This is a genomic window from Microcoleus sp. w1-18aA5 (assembly GCF_036701705.1).
Classification (GTDB): domain Bacteria; phylum Cyanobacteriota; class Cyanobacteriia; order Cyanobacteriales; family Microcoleaceae; genus Microcoleus.
Genome location: NZ_JAUPTE010000012.1, coordinates 33422 through 51514 on the forward strand (window position 1 = coordinate 33422; position 18093 = coordinate 51514).

The 18093-nt window shown below is 46.0% G+C and carries 17 protein-coding genes; 12 read left to right on the forward strand and 5 right to left on the reverse strand.

The window, feature by feature from the left end:
- Positions 1–35 precede the first annotated feature (35 nt).
- The 3 genes from Q5691_RS06430 to Q5691_RS06440 all read right to left on the reverse strand — a co-directional run bounded on the left by Q5691_RS06430 (position 36) and on the right by Q5691_RS06440 (position 2936).
- Complete coding sequence (locus Q5691_RS06430) at positions 36–1097, reverse strand: mannose-1-phosphate guanylyltransferase (protein ID WP_333210373.1); 1062 nt, start codon at positions 1095–1097, stop codon at positions 36–38.
- A 145-nt stretch (positions 1098–1242) separates the two neighbouring features.
- Positions 1243–2175, reverse strand: a complete 933-nt coding sequence (locus tag Q5691_RS06435) for a trypsin-like serine protease (protein ID WP_333344205.1) — start codon at positions 2173–2175, stop codon at positions 1243–1245.
- Positions 2176–2324: 149 nt separating this feature from the next.
- Positions 2325–2936, reverse strand: coding sequence for a thylakoid membrane photosystem I accumulation factor (locus Q5691_RS06440; RefSeq protein WP_333210377.1), 612 nt, complete (start codon positions 2934–2936; stop codon positions 2325–2327).
- A gap of 322 nt (positions 2937–3258) precedes the next feature.
- Between Q5691_RS06440 and Q5691_RS06445 the strand changes: the two genes are divergently transcribed.
- The 5 genes from Q5691_RS06445 to Q5691_RS06465 all read left to right on the forward strand — a co-directional run bounded on the left by Q5691_RS06445 (position 3259) and on the right by Q5691_RS06465 (position 8561).
- Positions 3259–4161 carry an undecaprenyl-diphosphate phosphatase gene (locus Q5691_RS06445; protein WP_333344206.1) on the forward strand — a complete coding sequence of 301 codons (903 nt, stop codon included), beginning with the start codon at positions 3259–3261 and terminating at the stop codon, positions 4159–4161.
- 716 nt (positions 4162–4877) lie between these two features.
- Positions 4878–5081, forward strand: coding sequence for a DUF433 domain-containing protein (locus Q5691_RS06450; protein ID WP_333344208.1), 204 nt, complete (start codon positions 4878–4880; stop codon positions 5079–5081).
- Positions 5082–5323: 242 nt separating this feature from the next.
- Positions 5324–5494, forward strand: coding sequence for a hypothetical protein (locus tag Q5691_RS06455; protein WP_333307639.1), 171 nt, complete (start codon positions 5324–5326; stop codon positions 5492–5494).
- A gap of 15 nt (positions 5495–5509) precedes the next feature.
- On the forward strand, positions 5510–5848 hold the full coding sequence (locus tag Q5691_RS06460; RefSeq protein ID WP_333307636.1) for a hypothetical protein: 339 nt from the start codon (positions 5510–5512) through the stop codon (positions 5846–5848).
- Positions 5849–6002: 154 nt separating this feature from the next.
- Positions 6003–8561, forward strand: a complete 2559-nt coding sequence (locus Q5691_RS06465) for a sigma 54-interacting transcriptional regulator (protein ID WP_333307633.1) — start codon at positions 6003–6005, stop codon at positions 8559–8561.
- Between the two features lie 32 nt (positions 8562–8593).
- Here the strand turns inward: Q5691_RS06465 and Q5691_RS06470 are convergent, their stop codons facing one another.
- Positions 8594–9241 (reverse strand): ceramidase domain-containing protein, encoded by a 648-nt coding sequence (locus Q5691_RS06470; protein ID WP_333307631.1) that lies wholly within the window; start codon positions 9239–9241, stop codon positions 8594–8596.
- 345 nt (positions 9242–9586) lie between these two features.
- Here Q5691_RS06470 and Q5691_RS06475 point away from each other — a divergent pair, with 345 nt between their 5' ends.
- From Q5691_RS06475 to psbM, 4 genes are all read left to right on the forward strand, one after another.
- Complete coding sequence (locus tag Q5691_RS06475; RefSeq protein ID WP_333344210.1) at positions 9587–10972, forward strand: TIGR03279 family radical SAM protein; 1386 nt, start codon at positions 9587–9589, stop codon at positions 10970–10972.
- A 141-nt stretch (positions 10973–11113) separates the two neighbouring features.
- The gene (locus tag Q5691_RS06480) at positions 11114–12958 is read left to right on the forward strand and encodes a TolC family protein (RefSeq protein ID WP_333210386.1); all 1845 of its coding nucleotides are present in this window, start codon (positions 11114–11116) and stop codon (positions 12956–12958) included.
- Positions 12959–13076: 118 nt separating this feature from the next.
- Complete coding sequence (locus Q5691_RS06485; RefSeq protein ID WP_333083505.1) at positions 13077–13373, forward strand: 2Fe-2S iron-sulfur cluster-binding protein; 297 nt, start codon at positions 13077–13079, stop codon at positions 13371–13373.
- Between the two features lie 280 nt (positions 13374–13653).
- On the forward strand, positions 13654–13767 hold the full coding sequence (gene psbM / locus Q5691_RS06490) for a photosystem II reaction center protein PsbM (protein ID WP_015177760.1): 114 nt from the start codon (positions 13654–13656) through the stop codon (positions 13765–13767).
- Between the two features lie 120 nt (positions 13768–13887).
- On the opposite strand, the gene Q5691_RS06495 is transcribed toward psbM, so the two are convergent.
- Positions 13888–14739: a universal stress protein gene (locus tag Q5691_RS06495; protein WP_333210388.1), complete on the reverse strand. Its 852-nt coding sequence runs from the start codon at positions 14737–14739 to the stop codon at positions 13888–13890.
- Between the two features lie 141 nt (positions 14740–14880).
- Between Q5691_RS06495 and Q5691_RS06500 the strand changes: the two genes are divergently transcribed.
- The 3 genes from Q5691_RS06500 to Q5691_RS06510 all read left to right on the forward strand — a co-directional run bounded on the left by Q5691_RS06500 (position 14881) and on the right by Q5691_RS06510 (position 17785).
- On the forward strand, positions 14881–15381 hold the full coding sequence (locus Q5691_RS06500) for a thioesterase family protein (protein WP_333210390.1): 501 nt from the start codon (positions 14881–14883) through the stop codon (positions 15379–15381).
- Positions 15382–15523: 142 nt separating this feature from the next.
- A complete protein-coding gene (locus Q5691_RS06505) occupies positions 15524–16585 on the forward strand; it encodes a DMT family transporter (RefSeq protein WP_333307623.1) in 1062 nt (353 codons plus the stop codon).
- A 24-nt stretch (positions 16586–16609) separates the two neighbouring features.
- A complete protein-coding gene (locus tag Q5691_RS06510; RefSeq protein WP_333344211.1) occupies positions 16610–17785 on the forward strand; it encodes an ATP-grasp domain-containing protein in 1176 nt (391 codons plus the stop codon).
- Positions 17786–18093: the final 308 nt, after the last annotated feature.

Here is an 18093-nt window from a genome sequence, read left to right on the forward strand (position 1 = left end):
CGGTAAGGTACGCACTGCGTACCCTACAGAATTAGTTACAATAAATCTTTCAACTTCTCATCTTCTCCCAACACTTTAATCACCTGTTTAATCTCCTGCGTTCTATCTTTTTTCACAATCAAAGTCACATTGCCATCTCTGACAACTACCACATCTTCTAAACCAATGGTGACAATTACTTCGTTCTCATCCGCTGCATAAAAAATGCCACCTTTCGTATCAATTCCGACGTGTTTTGCTAACTCCACATTCGGCTTGTCTCCTTGCAGCAAACGACCGATCGCATTCCAATCTCCCAAATCGTCCCAGCTAAACCCTACGGGCAGAACACAGGCTTTTTGCGTCTTCTCCATCAGTGCGTAATCGATGCTAATTTTGGGTAATTCCGAGTAAGCCTGCGCGCCTTTTGCTTCCAAAGCTGCCATCATTTCCGGTACATGATTTCGCAATTCTGTCAAGACAGTTCCGACTCGAAATACAAAAATTCCACCGTTCCAACTAAACTTGCCGCTGGCTACAAATTCTTCCGCAGTTGTGCGATCGGGCTTTTCCGTAAACCTCGCCACCCGATAGGCCGGAAAACCCCCAAAACTGCCAATTTCCTGACCTTGTTCGATGTAGCCGTAGCCGGTGGAAGCATAACTCGGTTTTACTCCCAAAGTGGCGATCGCATCCTGATTTTTCGCCAACTCGGCCGCCGCCTCCAAAGTCTTGACAAACTCCTGTGGTTCCCCAATCCAGTGATCCGCGGGGAAAAAACCAACAACCGCATCCTCACCGTAACGCTTGCCAGTTTCTATAGCAGTCCAGGCCACAGCCGGCGCCGTATCCCGACCCTCCGGTTCCGCCAGCAAATTCTCCGGAGGTAACAGCGGCAACTGTTCGCGAACCCCCGCAGCCAACATTTCCGACGTTACTACCCACAAATCGTCCCAACCGTTACCTAATGTTAATAGTCGATCGGCAGTTGCTTGCAGCAAACTCTTGCCGCTACCGTCGAGACTCAAAAACTGCTTGGGTCGCTGTTTGCGACTCAGTGGCCAGAAACGTTCGCCTTTACCGCCGGCGAGAATTACGGGAATTAAGGTTTTGGTCATGATTTGAAGTTAAACGGTTCTGATCTATTTTGCCTGACACTTGAGGGATTGAAACGATCGTGATATAATTGATAAAACTTATTAATTGTTGGCAGCGTGGCGTTAAGGCGCTAAGCTTTTTATTTAGTAAAAATTTTAAAAATTCCTAGGATGGATTTTGGGTCATTTTGTCAATCCAATTAGCATAAAACGATACCCGCGTGTCGCCGGAAATTTCCCCGAAACTGCCATTGTCCTCAATTTTATCAATATCGGCGATGTTTGTTTTGAAAAATCCCCGATCGCTATAACCCCAAGAACTAATCCCCGCAATCTTGCCCTCGACAAACGAAGGCCCGCCGGAATCTCCGCTAGCCGTAGCGATCTCATTTTTCCCCAAACCTCGATCGCGCAATCTTGGAAAATGCCTCCCCAAAGCATCGTGTTCGCTAGTTCCCGCATCAAAATCAAAGATTAATTGACTTCCCAAAACCAATTCCGACATATCTGATTCTGTAGCATCTTTCAAAACATCAATTAAAGCATCATACCGATTCTGTCCGCTATATCTTTTCGCCTCAGAATTAGAATTTTCATCTTGTCCCTTTGCACCTAAACCTATATACCCGTATCCAACTTTTGTCAATACTTTCCCGACTTCATTTTTGTTTCTATTTATCTCGTACTGTTCGATCCTTGGCGGCGCGATCCTTTTCAGCTTTAAAATAGCAATATCGTTGCCAACTTCCGATTCGTAACCAGTCCAGCCCGGATGGATATAATATTTGCTAACGGGGATGCTAACTTCACCCCTAGGCAATTTAAAAATTGCTTTAATTGCCGTTTCAGCAGAAACCTTAACTCCGCCTTCATTCAGACAGTGGGCCGCCGTGAGAAGGTACAACCCTCCCGTTAGCAGCGAACCAGTACAGGAAGCCGAATCGAGATAGGCGACGCCTGTATATTGATTTAAAGCTAAAGGTTTGCGGGAATTGCTGTCAGGAAAAGCGCTAATTATCGATCGCCCGATTTCTGCTGTTTCTAAAACTAACAACACAGTCAAAACTGCCATTAATAAAACTTTGATTACTGGCTGCATTTTTGATATTGAATTGATTTAATCGCTGTTATATCAAATCCGATACTATTGGAATTAATTTTACCCAGAATCAGGACACGGCAGTGCAGTTTCCATACAATTAATCCGGGTATGGGCACGGCAATACCGTGTCCTCTTATTGCAATATTTTACTTCGACAATTCGACGTTGAGTTCGTTCACAACACGGCGTTTGAGGGGGATTGATTTTTCTCTGGGCAGCAAGTCAAATACTTTCCGAAAAGCATCATCTACCTGTTCAAACGGTATTTGTCCTTTCTCATTAAAAACTACTTTCCCCGATTGGTCTAGGATTACGGTTTGAGGTACAAAACCTTCGTAATAATGGCTTGGTTCGGTGATTTCTGGTGACGGTTGCGGAGGCAAAGAGTCAATTGTTATGGGCATAAAATCGGCTTCGCGCCCGTAAAATTCCTGGAGTTGAGAGACGACGATCGCGTATTGCTTGGAGTCGCTGCTGTCGTCAGTGTAAAACACTAACAATACGGGTTTATTTCGTTTGAAAGAATCTGTGAGTTTGACTTTAGGAGGAACTAGGGAACCGTTGCCGGCGTAGAGGGCAAAAATTGTACCGTCATAACGATCGTCGGTGAGAGTTGCCAAGGCTGGTGGGGTGCCGCTTAGCAGTACGAAGCTAAGTGCGATCGCCACCGTTACAAGACTGGCCGACAAGATTCGCCTCAGCCAGCGGATTCCAGAAGCAGCCGTAACAATTGAATTTTTGTTCTCAGGAAATATCATAGGTTGTGGGCAGTTGCTGTAAGGAAACCGAAATCAAATGCAAAAACTTTCCTAAGTTTATCAGCAAAATGTAGGCAAATGTTGTTGAGTAGGTTAAAGTAGTTTCGGCTCGACGATCATAAATTGCTGATAGTGGCGATCGACAAGGCGATTCTACAGGCAGAATATCACTATTTGCGATCGGCTTTTCAGGGGCGGACTGTTCCAGTCCGCGCCACAATAAAATTTATTTGTGGTGGGGTGGGCTTCTAGCTTCCCAGAAGGGTGCAAGATATTAAATTCAACTGATTACTAGAAACTGACAACTGGGAATTTACAACTAATGATAGCTTTGCTTGACGCACTCCTCGCCCAAACGCCGGCTGCTGATGTTTCCGGGCCGGCTCAAATCAATCTGGTGCAGGCTCTTGTTTTAGGAATTGTACAAGGATTAACAGAGTTTTTGCCCATCAGCAGCAGCGCTCATTTAAAGGTAGTGCCGATCGCCCTTGGATGGGGCGATGCGGGGGTTGCTTATACTGCTGTTATTCAGTTGGGAAGTATTGTCGCAGTGCTATGGTATTTCTGGCAAGACTTGACAACTATAACTTTTGGTGCTGTAGATGCCGTGGTGCGGCGCGACTACAAATCGCAAGAGTTTCAACTGGCGCTGGCACTTGTTTTGGGAACAATACCTATAGTCTTTTTTGGGCTGCTAATCAAGGCATTGGTTCCAGATTTTGACCACTCGCCACTCAGGAGTTTGACGAGCATCGGCATTGCTTCGATCGTCATGTCGCTGCTGTTAGCAATAGCTGAAAAAATTGGCAACCGCCATCGCACTTATGAAAAGTTAACTGTTCAAGACGGTATTTTGATGGGATTAGCTCAAGCAATCGCATTGATTCCGGGGTGTTCGCGATCGGGTTCTACCCTAACAGCAGGATTGTTTGTGGGATTGGAAAGACCTGCGGCCGCGCGGTTTTCTTTTTTATTGGGAATTCCGGCAATTACTCTGGCTGGATTAGTGGAATTGAAGGGTGCTTTGGGAGAAGGAATTGGCGATGCTGGAGTTGCAGCTTTGATAGTGGGAACGATTTCGGCATTTGTGTTTTCTTATTTGTCGATCACGTGGCTGATGAAGTTCCTGCAAACTCAAAATACGTGGGTGTTTGTGTGGTACAGGTTGGCTTTTGGCGTAGCCATTTTAACGGCGATCGCAGGTGGGGCAGTGAAAAATGCCTAGGTTGTTATAATTACAAGGACAGGTAAAAGGCCTGTTCCACAAAACAAGAACAGGTAAGATGCCTGTTCCACAAAAAGTAAATTTTCTTGTGGAACGGGCCGGAGATCCCGTTCATAAAAAGCTGATTAATAGCTGACAAGCTGTTAGCTTTTAACTCAAAGTGAGCGTCGCCGTGAAGGATGTAGAATGCCCGAATATAGTGAGCGCCAAAATGCCTAATTAGCGCTAATTAGGCTGGTTCCTGCTGCTAGCATTGGTGTAGCGATGTCCTTCTTTATCACTCCCGGAATTGTGGAACAATAGTATCAGATTTTAAACGGCTTCTCCGTTCATAATCCCAGTGCTGATGTATGGAAGAGGATCGCAACAAAAGCAATTATTTCCCGCACGTCTGGGTTGACAAAAGAGCGGTGTTGTGCTGGCAGAAACAACTAAGGAATGAGAATTAAATAACTTACAATGCGTGATGGTTCTTGTGGGATGGGCGTCCCGCCCAACCCCTACTCCCCACAAACTTGTGTAAATTATTTAATTCCCGATCCTCAGCCTGTCAGGAACCCGTCAAAATTTTGAGTTTCATAAATACATATTTTTGATACATCCTCTCACAGCAAAGCTAAATTCACAACCCAGAACTTATCCTGATTGTAAAGGCGATCTACTTTAGCAAACTGCTAAGCTAAAGAGAGAAAACTAACACTGCCATCAATCTCAAAATGCTACTTGTTACTACGGCTGAACCAATTTTGCTGGTGGCTGATGCAAACGGTGTGATTCGCGTTAGCAGAACCCGCGTCACCCTAGATACGATGATTACAGCTTTTCTTGAAGGATGCACAGCAGAAGAAATTAGGGAACAGTACCCGTCTCTCCAACTTTCCGATATTTATTTTGCGCTCGGCTACTACTTGCGACATTAATCCGAAGTTAACGCTTATCTGATGGAACTTCAACGTCTTGTCGCAGAATTTCAGCAGGAAGCAGAAAGGCATTTTAACCCAGTTGGAATACGCGATCGCCTATTAGCAAGACGCGACCAAAAAAGGTAGTATTATATGCTGCGATTCTTGGCAGACGAGAACTTTAACAATCAGATTGTCCGAGGTATTCTGCGGCGGAATCCCGACGTTGATATTGTCCGCGTTCCAGCGATGTAGCAACGATGACCAACTTCGCCTCCGAACGAATGCAAGCAGGTCTTGAGATGCCAGGGTTATTTGAAGTAAGTCGTCGTGTTTCCGTAGGTTTGGCGATCGAGGAAATTTTGGTAATAGCTGAGTGCAGTCTGGAAGGAGAATGGGAAGCGCAAGTACGATTTTTACCTTTACGATAACGAGCTTAGCAAACTATGTCAATACCGAAAAAAGGAACAAGAAAAATAATTGTTGATGAGGAGGCTTTCATCTGGCTAATCCGAAGACAAGCTACTTATACACAATCATGCTTCGCTGGCGGAAATATTCATGTTGGTGTCGAACACGCTGAAAAACAGGGTTCGGTGTTAGTTATCCTCACCGATCGACCTCATCCTCAATGTTTGGTGGATATTAACGAAGTGAAACCAGTAACACCCTCTGATGTAGCACAATGGATAAGGCAAGCAGTGCAACTTGGATGGCAGCCTCAGCTACCTGGAATAACTTTTGAGGTGCGGATTGCAGGAGGACGTGCAGAAAAAATATATTAGAGCGGGGAGTGTCGATCGGCTATGCTGAAGACAGAAAATTAACACCACACTCAAACTCAAAATGCTAGTCGTTCCCAGCAGTTAATATTGATGTAGCACAAAAATATATATCCTACACCAACCACCACGATTCGGCTTTCGCCGACGCTAAGCGATGTCTACCGAAACATTAGTTAACTGGCTCGAATCGAGCACCGAATTAGGCATATTATCCCGCGAGATTTTACAGGCGATCGCGCGTGAAATGGAAATGGCAACTTTTCCTGCCGGATTTCGAGTGGTAATTGAAGATACGCCTGTCACTAATCTCTATATTTTAGAACGGGGACAAGCCGATCGCTACCGCCGCAAACAACCGGGATTAATGTGGGGGAGTAGTTTATTGCCGGGGGCGATCGTCAATTTATCGGCCCTTCATCGATCGCAACCTGCGGATAGTCGAATTATTGCTCGGACAGAGTGTCAATTTTGGGTAATTAGTGCCGATCGCTGGCGTGGTTTGCTAGAAAGATATCCACGGATCGCCGAAGCCTACGCTCAACGTTTGGCGGCGAAATTAGAGCAGCTAGAAGCAGAAATTGCCTACGAACGAGAGCGTCAAAATGCCCTCCGAAGCTATCTAGTACCTAGGGCGAAACGAGGAGTCATTGGCAATAGTCGTTATGCAGTGAAATTGCGCCAACAAATTCGCACGGCATCGAGTGACAGCCGATCGGTATTAATCTCTGGCGAACCCGGTTTAGAAAAGGATAATTTAGCTGCTTTAATTCATTTCGGTTCCCATCGCCGCAACGAGCCAATTATTCAGATTAAAAGTGCTTTACTTCAGAGCAATGGAGCGGAATTATTCGGGCGGTTGGGCGGCAAACCGGGGCTGTTGGAATGGTTGGGAGAAGGGACGTTAATTTTAAATGACGTGCAAGAATTACCCGCTCAATTATGCCCCCAAATTCAGCAATTATTAACCGAGGGAACCTATACGCCAGTTGTCAAGGAAGGACAAATACCGCGACCACCGCGTTCTAGTAAGGCCCGGATAATTTTAATCTCAGAAATTGTGCAGCCCAAACTAGATAAGCTGACACAACACAAGATTAAAGTCCCATCCTTGCGGGTGCGAAAAGCAGATTTAGAGGCACAAGTCAACTATTATCTCAATATCATTGGTCGCCAAAAGAAATTAGGTAAGCCCCAAGTTACACCGGAAGCAATTCGCCGCTTACAAGCCTACGATTTTCCAGGTAATTTGCAGGAATTGCAGGGAATGGTCGATCGCGCCTTAGTTCAAGCACAGGGGAGTCAGGTATTAACGGAAGAAGTCTTTTGGGCCCAGGCGGCGAAGAAACAAAAGTTTCGGCTGAATTTATTAAATATTTATCCAAAATTTCGGCAATTTTTACGGAGCGATTGGTATCCCGATCGCGTGAATTATTGGTTTACCACCTGGGTGTTTGCATTGGTGGTAATTATCCTGTTTGTTGCTCCCCAAGATCGACAACATAATTTTGCCCTAAATATCTTTTGGGCGTGGTGGTGGCCGTTAATTTTATTATTATTCCCCATCATCGGGCGATTGTGGTGTGCTTTTTGCCCTTTTATGATTTATGGGGAAATCGTCCAAAAATTATCGCTAAAAATTTTCCCTCGAACTCTCAATAAATGGCCGCGCCAACAAGCCGAAAAATGGGGTGGCTGGCTTCTATTTGGACTATTTACTCTGATATTTCTGTGGGAAGAGTTGTGGAATTTAGAAAATACCGCCTATTTATCCAGTTGTTTGTTGTTGCTCATCACCGCCGGAGCGGTAATTTTTTCCCTAATCTTCGAGAGGCGATTTTGGTGTCGTTATTTATGCCCGATCGGGGGAATGAATGGATTATTTGCTAAACTCTCAATTATCGAACTTCGCGCCCAACAAGGGACCTGCGCGGCGGAATGCAGCACCTACCAATGTTACAAAGGCGGCCCCGGCTTGGGGGAAGGATTAACTACTAATGGCTGTCCGATTTATTCCCATCCCGCCCAGTTAACCGATAATAAAGATTGCGTGTTGTGCATGACTTGCTTGAAAGCTTGTCCGCATCGATCGGTAGAATTAAATCTGCGCCCTCCCGGCATCGAATTATGGACTACCCACGTTCCTCACAGTTATGAAGTTGCCCTGTTATTTCTATTATTAGGCGGTATTTATCTGCATCGCTTGCCGGAGATAAATAGTTGGTTGGGGCTGGGCATCAATTTAGAGCAATTTTTACCTCATTTAGGACTATCGATCGCAGTGTTAATTATCCCGCCGATGATTCCCCTAATTGCCTACGCAATCATGCAGGCAATTTATCGATTGGGACAAGCAGAAACCATGCCATTTACAACCTACAAACCCCTCTCATTTGTCTCTCTCGCCTACGGTTATTTACCCTTAGTTTGGGGCGGTAGTTTGGCTCACTATTGGCGATTGGGTTTGCAGGAAGGCGGTCGAGTGATTCCCGTAACTTTGGCCACTTTCGGACAAATTAGAGACGATTTACCGAGTTTTATTGCCGATCCAGCGGTGATTAGTTTCTTGCAAGGTTTAACTTTGATTGTATCATTATTAGTTACAATATTTGTAACTCAAAAAATTGCCAAGCGCTCAATTAAATCTTTGATTCCACAACATTTAGCGAGTTTATGCCTGATGCTGAGTTTGTGGTGTGCGATCGTAGGAACCTGAGAGTCAGTATGCGCGATATATTACTTTGAGTTTTAAGTTTTTACTCGCTCTGACCAATTTAAGAGCAGGCTTCTTGCTGACAGGTACAGCAAAACACCATTAAAAAGGTGCCAGAAGAAATGAGTCCCTGGTGAAAACAAAGGGCAAATTGCCCGATCGATAGTACGGAATGCAAGGGCTAATAGGAAAACACCTGTTGCTGCTAATAGAATGAATGGTTCGCGCTTTTGCTGTCGATAGTGATACAGTCCTAGTCCGAGCAAAACCAAAAATGCAGGAGCATACGAAAGAGAACCATTGAGAAGATTTATAAATTGCTTGCTAAAATCGCTAACAAAAAAGAATGCTGCAAGTAATACTCCTGCATATCCTGAATTCATCCTAACTACCCGACGACTGTAAAGCCATATAAAACAAAGCTGAAAGAGCAGAATAGGAATCACATCTAGTAAATTTGCCCATCGCGTTGCAAATGTATGAAACAGGAAACTTCCGATACCAATACTGGTGGCTAAAGCAATCAGTATCCAAATACCAGGTGATATTCTGTGGTGTCGCTGAGCTAATTGCCAAATAGCCCATGCTGCAATAATGAAAGACACATTGGAAATAGCATTCAGTGGCTCGCTCCATAAACCAGGAATGAGCCGCTCACAGTAAAAATCGATATAATCATTCATATAGCAAAACCATTTGATTTGTAAACAATCGATTCAATCATCACAAGCGTTTCAGGTTGTTCTACATTCACGACTAAAATAGACTTGCTATAGCTCTACCATTTATTTTTTAAAGTTAACTTATAATTGTGTCGCAGATGCTGTACAATACACTATCTAATCTAGAATACCGCAAGTCGCTGATGTATGTAAACCCCTTCTTACTCGCCTTCAGCATTTTCAACTAAACTAAACCTGTAGAATTGAGACAGGTGAATAAGAGATAGTACGAGGGTTGTTTTTACACATAAAAACCTCAAGAAACTCTACAAAACTCAATCTAACCCAATAATTAATCCCGAAATCATGAGCGACTTATCAACCCGACCCGCCCTAATCACCAAAGTTATCCCCGACAGCATCTGCGCCGAAATGGGATTTGAACCCGGAGACTCAATCGTCGCCGTCAACGGTCAAAAACCCCGCGACTTGATTGACTATCAATTCCTGTGCGCCGATGAATTTTTAGAATTAGAAGTATTAGACACTAAAGGCAAAACTCACAAGTTAGAAATAGAAAAAGAGTATGACGAAGACTTGGGATTGGAATTTGAAACTGCTCTCTTCGATGGACTAATTCAGTGCAACAATCGCTGCCCTTTTTGCTTTATTGACCAACAGCCTCCGGGAAAGCGCGAAACTTTGTATCTCAAAGATGATGACTACCGACTTAGTTTTCTTTATGGTAGCTATCTCACTCTCACAAATCTGACTCAAAAAGAGTGGGACAGAATCGAAAAAATGCGGCTTTCTCCTCTTTATGTTTCCGTGCACGCTACCGAACCGGAAGTGCGAATTAGACTGTTAAAAAATCTCCGGGCTGGCCAGATTTTAGAGCAAATCAAGTGGTTTCAAGAACGCCGCTTGCAAATTCACGCTCAAGTAGTTGTTTGTCCTGGTATTAATGATGGCGAACATTTAGAACGTACTTTGTTAGATTTGGCAAAGTTTCATACTGGAAGTATTCCCGCTGTCGCATCGGTGGCTGTAGTGCCGGTGGGTTTAACTCGCTTTCGCCCTCCCGAAGATGAACTAATCGCAGTAACGGCGGAAAAAGCGCGAGAAGTAATCGAGCAAGTGCAGAAAATTCAAGGGCTTTTGAGTACAGGAAAAGGTGGCAAAAAAGGGAAAAAGCAGAATTCAAAATCGCGCTGTATTTGGCTGGCTGACGAGTGGTTTTTAATCGCGGGTTTAGATTTGCCGTCGGCTGCTGATTACGAAGATTATCCCCAAATTGGTAACGGTGTGGGTTCGATTCGCCAGTTTATCCAGCAGTTTGAAACGGCTTTCGAGAAGCTGCAACCGATGCCAGTCGAGCCCGATCGCAAGTTAGTTTGGGTGGTGGGGAATGCTGTCGAAAAAGCTTTTGAGCCGATCGTACAACAACTAAACCAAATTCCCGGCTTGTCCGTCAACATGGCAGCACTGTGCAGCCACTACTGGGGACAAACTATCACTGTCACGGGTTTACTCACCGGGCAAGATTTACTCGAAGCTTTGCAGGGGCGAGACTTGGGAGATGGCATCCTGCTGCCGTCGGTGATGCTAAAACAGGGGGAACCGCGTTTTCTCGATGACATGACCGTCGAACAGCTCGCCAGCTCGCTGAAAACCCGGATTTTGCCGGTGAGCGGAGTAGAGGAACTAATCTCGGCGGCGATCGGTCTGGCAACTGCTGAGGTTGAATTCTAAATTTAGAATCGAACATTCAAAAGCTAAGATGAGTAGGGTAATTCTGACTTGTAACCGTCGAGTTCAGGCTACAGACTAGAAACTTGAGACCTCAATCTTGCTCTAAAATTGTCTCTAGGATTGCAGAGTAATTAAAAAATTATGCGTGTTTTTCGTCAAATCATCGTAGTCGGAGTGGGCGCTGCAATTACTTTGGGCAACGCCGCACAGAGTGCTTCAGCACAGTCTCCGACTCAATCTCAGGACAGTTTGGCCCTTAGCAATCAGCTCGAATTAGGGCAGAATGTTCGATCGACCTCGAACAAAGCGGCAGAATCAGCGTCAGAGGCCGAACAGTCGATCGCCCTTAACCCCCCAGCCGGGCCGGAGCAAGCATCAAAGCCTCAACAGGCTGCTCCGGCTTCCCCATCAACTCTGTCTCAGGCCGGTTCGACGCCTCTAAGAGGGTTGGAACCGACACAGACTCAGCAGCCTTCCCCGAACCCTCCCAACAATGTTCCTGTGCCCAGTTCCCCAGTACCAATTCTCCGGGGCACTCCGAACGAAAGTTTCCCCCCTGTCCCTCCGAGGGGCATTTTAGACACCAAGCCTCCGACTTCCCTGGAACCCAACCCGAATCCGCTGCTGTTTCCGACAAACCCGGAGGATGTCAGGATCGAGCAAACTGAGTCAATTACCTTGCAGCAGGCGATCGACCTCGCCCGCCGCAACAGCCAAGTTTTGCAAATCGCCGGACAGCAAGTGGAACAAAGCAGAGCAGCTTTGCGCGAACAGCAAGCTGCTCTTTATCCCGACCTAAATTTTCAAATGGACGCCAGCCGCTCTGTGACGGCCGGCGGAGAACTCGGAATCCGGGCTGGGCAGCGCCGCCTCAACGCTCTGGCTAACCGAACCGGGCAGCCCGCCGAGCAAGCCGGCACAAATTTCGGCAACAACAGTCTCAACAGCACTTTGCAGTTGAGCTATGACATCGATTTGTTCGGAAGGCGACGGGCTAACATCCGCGCGGCAGAGGAACAGTTGCGCCTTCGGGAATTGGATGTGGAACGCCAAGCCGAGGAACTCCGCTTCGACACTGCTGAGGCTTACTACACCTTGCAAAACGCGGACGGACAAGTTGCCATCCGCCAAGCTTCCGTCAGAAATGCCCAGCAAAGTTTGCGGGATGCCGAAGCCCTAGAACGGGCAGGGGTGGGAACCCGGTTTGCTGTGTTGCAAGCTCAGGCAAATTTGGCTAACGAAGTGCAACAACTGTCAGTGGCCCGCCGGGATCAGCGGGTTGCCCAGCGGCGACTGGCTGAGATTTTGAATATCAGCCAGTCGGCGAACTTGACAGCGGCAGATCCTGTAGAACAAGCGGGCTCTTGGAGGCTGTCTTTGGAAGAGAGTATCGTGCAGGCTTTTAAGAATCGCCCCGAGTTGGAACAGCAGTTGGTGCAGAGGGATATCAGCAAGCAGCAGAGGCGATCGATTCAGGCGGGGCGTTTGCCTCAACTGAGTGTTGGGGGTAGTTACAACGTACTGGGACAAGACCCTGATAACCCCGATCCGTATACTGCTCGCGGCTGGGCCGATGGTTATTCGATCCGGGCGAGTCTGACTTGGAGTATCTTCGATGGGGGCGCGGCGAACGCGAGGGTAAAACAGCGGGATGCGGATATTACGATCGCCGAAAGTCGATTTGACCAACTCCGCAATCAGGTGCGCCGGGAAGTGGAACAAGCTTATTTTGGCTTAGAGTCGAGTTTTGAGAATATCGAAACTTCTGAGGCGGGGGTTTTGCAGTCGAGGGAAGCTCTGCGTCTGGCGAGACTGCGGTTTCAAGCTGGTGTGGGTACTCAGACGGATGTGATTCAGGCGGAAACTGATTTGACTAGGGCTGAGAGAAACCGATTGTCGGCAATTGTTACCTACAACCTGGGACTTTCGTCTCTTCAGCGGGCTGTGAGCAATCTGCCCACTAATAACCTCTCGGATGCTCCTTGAGATTCGGTTGGGGGGAGCTTTAATTACCAGATCAATTGGACATCCTGTATTAAACGTCCGACACATTAGTTAATATTTTGTAATAGAGTTCCATGTCAACTGCGTTAAGGGATCGGCAATGGCCAATATCAAGTTTGTGAAGGAAAATCAGGAAGTCATCGCAGCAGACGGAGCCAATTTGAGGCTCAAAGCTCTAGAAAACCGCATCGATTTGTACACATTTTCGGGAAAGATGATGAATTGCGGGGGCATCGGTCAATGCGGCACCTGCATTGTGGAAATTGTCGAGGGTAGTGAAAATCTGTCGCCCCGCACTGACTTTGAGAATCGCAAGCTCAAGAAGAAGCCCGAAAACTATCGGTTGGCTTGTCAAGCTATGGTCAATGGCCAGGTGAGCGTGAAGACTAAACCGTGACTCTCAGAAGGCAGAAGGTTGATTAACAGAAAGAAAATGCAGAATGCAAAAATTGTGTTTTTTTTCCTATTTCACTGTATAATCACGCTTTTTGCTCGCCTAGGAAAAGAAACTTGGTTTCTAGGACAAATAAGAGATGGGGCAGCGAGGCATCCAAGCAGAAAGAGGGTTTCGACGCTTGTCGGTAAGCTCTTCTTCTGTCTTCGAGTTTGCCTTTTGCCTTTGAGTGATATCCTAGTTGTGTGTGTTTTTCTATTTTCCGATAGAGGCGAGCGTCTTCATGGAAGTTAACGATTTAGGGTTTGTGGCAACCATTCTGTTTGTATTGGTTCCCAGTGTTTTTCTAATCATTCTGTACATTCAAACTGCTAGCCGTCAAGGTAGAAAAGATTAGCAACTGCTGCTATTTTTATCTGGCTTTGCTGCTTGCAAAAAAAAGCGCCAACAGCTTTTTGCTGAGGCGCTTTTTTGATTAACTGTTGAGTGTTAGCTGCTAACTCTTAACAATAAGATCCTAGCCGACTGTGCGGGCTAGCAAGACGGGACAGTTGGCATAAACTCGCACATAGTCTGATAGCGAATTTCCCAGGAGTCGATCGATATCCACAAAGTTTTTGGCAACGCTGGGTCTCCGATCCGGGGAACCGATTACCAACAAGTCGGCATTCAAGTCGTCTGCAATCCGACAAATTTCTTCCCCTGGCTTGCCTGTAGCACTCACGCAGCGGTAGCTAACTCCCATTTGTTTCGCTAGTGCTACTGCCGGAGCTAATACGGGGTCTTTTTCAGCACTTCCTGTTAAATCTTCGCTGGCTTTTCCCGTCAAATCTTTGGTGACGTGTACTAAAATTATCTCTCCGCCGCTGACTTCTTTAACCAAAGATAGCGCAAGCTCTAATGACTGTTTGGCAGCTTCTGATTTGTCTACCGCCACCATGACGCGCTTGATTTTTTTGACGTAGATGTCGTCTTTTACTAACAACATCGGTCGGGATGTTAGCTGGAAAACGTACTGGCTGACTGAGTTTTCCAAAATCGATTGCAGCCGTCCGAGTCCCCGGGAACCCATAATTACTAAGTCGGATTGTTCTTCTTCTGCGACTTGGCAAACCGTGGTTTTCGGGTCTCCCTGTTTGAGCCGAGGGTTGACTTTGCTGGGATCTATTTTCAAAGACTGGACTGCTTGTGCTAAAATCTTGCCTCCTTCTTCCAGTTTCTCGGCCATGCCATCGGAGGTTACTTGGGGCGGCACGACGTGCAAGACGGTGACAGAGGTTTGTTGCAAGGAAGGGATGTCCATCAACATATTAAACATCTCTTCGCACAAGCCGCGACCGGCGACGGCTACTAAAATTTTTTCTATCATGGTTTTGGCGGTAAAAACAGTTGAGTTTTCTTGTGCGACGTTAAACTAGGCCGTTGGTACTCTAGTTCGTTAATGTTAAGCATAGACCTGAAGTTTGTCTTATGATTTGTAGAAATGTAGCGTTTTGGAACGATTTGTAAAGTGTTAGAGAACGATCGAACTCAACCAGAACTCGCACCGGCTGGTGCTATTCAAAATCGGCGGGGGATGGACTCTGAGGGCTGGTTTGAATATTTGGTGCGAGTGTACCCTCACCATACTGACTACAGCGGTGTGGTTTGGCACGGGACTTATATTGCTTGGATGGAGGAAGCTAGGGTGGAAAGTTTGCGCTCTCTCGGCATCGAGTATGCAGACTGGGTGGCGCAGGGTTTGGAATTGCCCGTGGTGGAACTTTCGCTGCGCTACCACCGGGCTGTACAAATGGGTCAATCTGTGGCAGTCAGAACGCGGATCGCTGCTACCGAGGGTGTGCGGCTGCTTTGGGATTACGAAATTCGATCGGCTGATACTCAGGAGTTATATGTGACAGCACAGGTAACTTTGGTTGGTGTCGATCGTGACAAGAACAAGATTATCCGGCAATTGCCACCGGCGATAAAGGAGGCTTTGACAAAGCTTTCTGTTAAACCTTCAGCCTAAGCTGCTGTTAACTCTAAAAAATAGTTTTTGCAGCCCTAGTAAGTAGAGTGCGTGACTTTTGAGTCACTCCATTCGTCGCCCAAATTTTCTTTTGTCACGCACCCTACACAACTGCATTCTGCCTTCATTGGAACTTTTAATAATGTCAAAAAAACTGGGATTGCCAGAGCCAAATATTGAACTTCAGCGCAATATTTTGGAAAAAACCGAGTTACACTCTGCCTTAACACCTGAAAACAAAACTCTTGTTTCGGGAAAGCCAGACAGTTTAAAAAACGGTGACTTAGCTGACAGTCAAGGCAAAATTTGGGCGATCGTTTCGCTGTCGGCGGCGCTGCTAGCGGTGTCGCTGGCAGCGATTTTTATTAGGTTGAGCGAACGGGAAATCAGCCCGAATGCTACTGTTTTTAACCGTTTGTGGATAGCAACTGTAGTATTTGGACTATGGAATGGTGCTGATGCTGCGCGTCGCCGAATGTCTGGGGCCCAAGTTGAAGAGCGATCGAACTACACTCTGCAGGATGTGATGCTGTTAATAGCCGTAGGCGTGGTTTCTTCTGCTTCTGTGGGTTTCTGGGCCTGGTCACTGAGTCAGACTAATGTCGCTAATTCTACTGTACTGCGAAACTTAACTCCTTTATTTACTACTTTGGGGGGATGGCTGCTGTTGGGGCGACGCTTTGACAACAGGTTTTTGGTGGGACTGGCGGTGGCTTTGTCTGGCGCAATTGCGATCGGAATCGACGATTTGCAAACTGCGGGAGACAATCTTGTCGGCGACGTTGCTGCTCTTTTATCGGCGATGTTTTATGCAGGAAATCTGCTAATTTCCGAACATTTGCGAACCAAGTTTCCGGCGACAACTATATTGATGTGGCGCTGTTTTATGGGCAGTATCTTGGTTTTGCCACTGGTTCTCCTTGCGGGCGATCGAGTTTTCCCTTATTCTTGGGAGGGATGGCTGACTGTAATTGCTTTGGCCGTGGTTTGCCAAGCTTTTGGTCAGGGACTGCTTATCCACAGTCTCGGTCGTTTTTCGTCGGAATTTGTAGCTTTTTTCCTGCTCCTAGAACCGGTAATTACGGCTATTATGGCTTGGGTGCTGTTTTCGGAAAGTTTAAGCTTGTTTAATTGGTTTGCTTTTTCTGTGGTTTTGGCGGGAATCTACTTGGGAAAATCTAGCAGTTCGGTGGCTAAAAAATGAAACAAAAAGGAAAAAAATACTTAAATGACTCCAACATCAATCAGCCTGAATAGCTGGCATTATGACTTTAGTTTGCTGCCTCAATATTTGGAGGTGCTGTTTGCTAAATTGCGGATTGCTGTGGTGTTCGGCGGCGACTGCGATCGCCCCGGCTCAGTGATTTACAAAACTCACAATCCCCGCGCTTGGAAGAGTTACGAAATCGTCGCCCGCGAGATTGCTACAGCATTAGCAGAAATTGGCTTTAAGCACGTTTTTGTCCTACCTGATGACATGAATTTGCCGGAACAACTCAAACAAAATAATATCCATTTAGTGTGGCTGAATACTGGCGGAGTCCAAGGCTACAATCCTGTTTGTCACACTCCCGCATTGTTGGAAATGTTGGGAATGCCTTATGTGGGTCACAATCCTTTAAACAGTTCAACTTTAGATAACAAACACGCTTTTAAACGGGAACTGCAATCAGTCGGAATTAAAACCGCTCCGTTTATGACTTGGCATCCTTCTCAAGGGATTTTGCAGCCTAATTTGCATCAGCGTTTTGCCATTGCTTTTGGTGACTATCAAGGGCCGTTTGTTGTTAAACCAGTATCCGGCCGCGCTTCATTACACGTTCATTTTGTAGACAATATTGAGGGTTTGTCTCAGGCGGTTTCGGACGTTCACCGAGACACTCACAATACTGCTTTAATTGAAAAATATTTGCCGGGAAGAGAATTTTGTGTAGCGGTTTGTGGCTATGTTACTTATGCTAAAGGCATATTTGATAAAAATACCAAACCCTTTGCTTTTTCGACTGTTGAGCGGGTGCTGGAGCCGGAAGAACGCATCTTTACTTCTATGGATAAAAAGGCGATTACGGCCGACCGAGGACGGTTGATGGGCGGTGAGGAACCGGAAATAAAACAAGAGTTAATTGAGTTAGCTCGAAAAATTTATTGGGAGTTTAGTTTGAACAGTTTGGTGAGGATTGATGTCCGAAGTGATGCTGATGGCTCACTTTATGTTTTGGAAGCAAATCCCAAACCGGATCTGAAACATCCAGGGGAAAATGTGACGAGTTTGGTAGCTTTAGGTTTGGCGGAATACGGAATGAGTTACAACGATTTAATTTTTAGTTTACTGGCGGATAGGTTGGATTATTTGTTGACTCAGCATATCGAAATTATTCCTCATATTGTGGATTTGCTTCATTAATCGGACTTGCAGGGTGCGCTGCACCTTACCTGTAAACAAAACGGATTTGTAAAGAAATATAAATTGTTGAGCCAAGTGAACACAAGCTGGCAAGTTGTGATAGCTTTGAGTAATATCAATTTCGGTTGCACTCCTCATGACTGTTGACTGTTAACTGTTGACTGTTGACTGTTGACTGGCGGGTCGCAAAACTGAATGGTTGATTGTTAACTGTAGGCTCGATTTTCTTATTCCGATGCAACCGGAAACGATATAAGATAGCGAGTTGTGGATGTCCATTTTTTTGGTCAGCATCAAAATCACTCAAT

Excerpts from the sequence above, each read along its gene's own strand:
- Q5691_RS06430 (WP_333210373.1), bottom strand. The coding sequence starts at position 1,097 with ATGACCAAAACCTTAATTCCCGTAATTCTCGCCGGCGGTAAAGGCGAA.
- Q5691_RS06435 (WP_333344205.1), bottom strand. The coding sequence starts at position 2,175 with ATGCAGCCAGTAATCAAAGTTTTATTAATGGCAGTTTTGACTGTGTTG.
- Q5691_RS06440 (WP_333210377.1), bottom strand. The coding sequence starts at position 2,936 with ATGATATTTCCTGAGAACAAAAATTCAATTGTTACGGCTGCTTCTGGA.
- Q5691_RS06445 (WP_333344206.1), top strand. The coding sequence starts at position 3,259 with ATGATAGCTTTGCTTGACGCACTCCTCGCCCAAACGCCGGCTGCTGAT.
- Q5691_RS06450 (WP_333344208.1), top strand. The coding sequence starts at position 4,878 with ATGCTACTTGTTACTACGGCTGAACCAATTTTGCTGGTGGCTGATGCA.
- Q5691_RS06455 (WP_333307639.1), top strand. The coding sequence starts at position 5,324 with ATGACCAACTTCGCCTCCGAACGAATGCAAGCAGGTCTTGAGATGCCA.
- Q5691_RS06460 (WP_333307636.1), top strand. The coding sequence starts at position 5,510 with ATGTCAATACCGAAAAAAGGAACAAGAAAAATAATTGTTGATGAGGAG.
- Q5691_RS06465 (WP_333307633.1), top strand. The coding sequence starts at position 6,003 with ATGTCTACCGAAACATTAGTTAACTGGCTCGAATCGAGCACCGAATTA.
- Q5691_RS06470 (WP_333307631.1), bottom strand. The coding sequence starts at position 9,241 with ATGAATGATTATATCGATTTTTACTGTGAGCGGCTCATTCCTGGTTTA.
- Q5691_RS06475 (WP_333344210.1), top strand. The coding sequence starts at position 9,587 with ATGAGCGACTTATCAACCCGACCCGCCCTAATCACCAAAGTTATCCCC.
- Q5691_RS06480 (WP_333210386.1), top strand. The coding sequence starts at position 11,114 with ATGCGTGTTTTTCGTCAAATCATCGTAGTCGGAGTGGGCGCTGCAATT.
- Q5691_RS06485 (WP_333083505.1), top strand. The coding sequence starts at position 13,077 with ATGGCCAATATCAAGTTTGTGAAGGAAAATCAGGAAGTCATCGCAGCA.
- psbM (WP_015177760.1), top strand. The coding sequence starts at position 13,654 with ATGGAAGTTAACGATTTAGGGTTTGTGGCAACCATTCTGTTTGTATTG.
- Q5691_RS06495 (WP_333210388.1), bottom strand. The coding sequence starts at position 14,739 with ATGATAGAAAAAATTTTAGTAGCCGTCGCCGGTCGCGGCTTGTGCGAA.
- Q5691_RS06505 (WP_333307623.1), top strand. The coding sequence starts at position 15,524 with ATGTCAAAAAAACTGGGATTGCCAGAGCCAAATATTGAACTTCAGCGC.
- Q5691_RS06510 (WP_333344211.1), top strand. The coding sequence starts at position 16,610 with ATGACTCCAACATCAATCAGCCTGAATAGCTGGCATTATGACTTTAGT.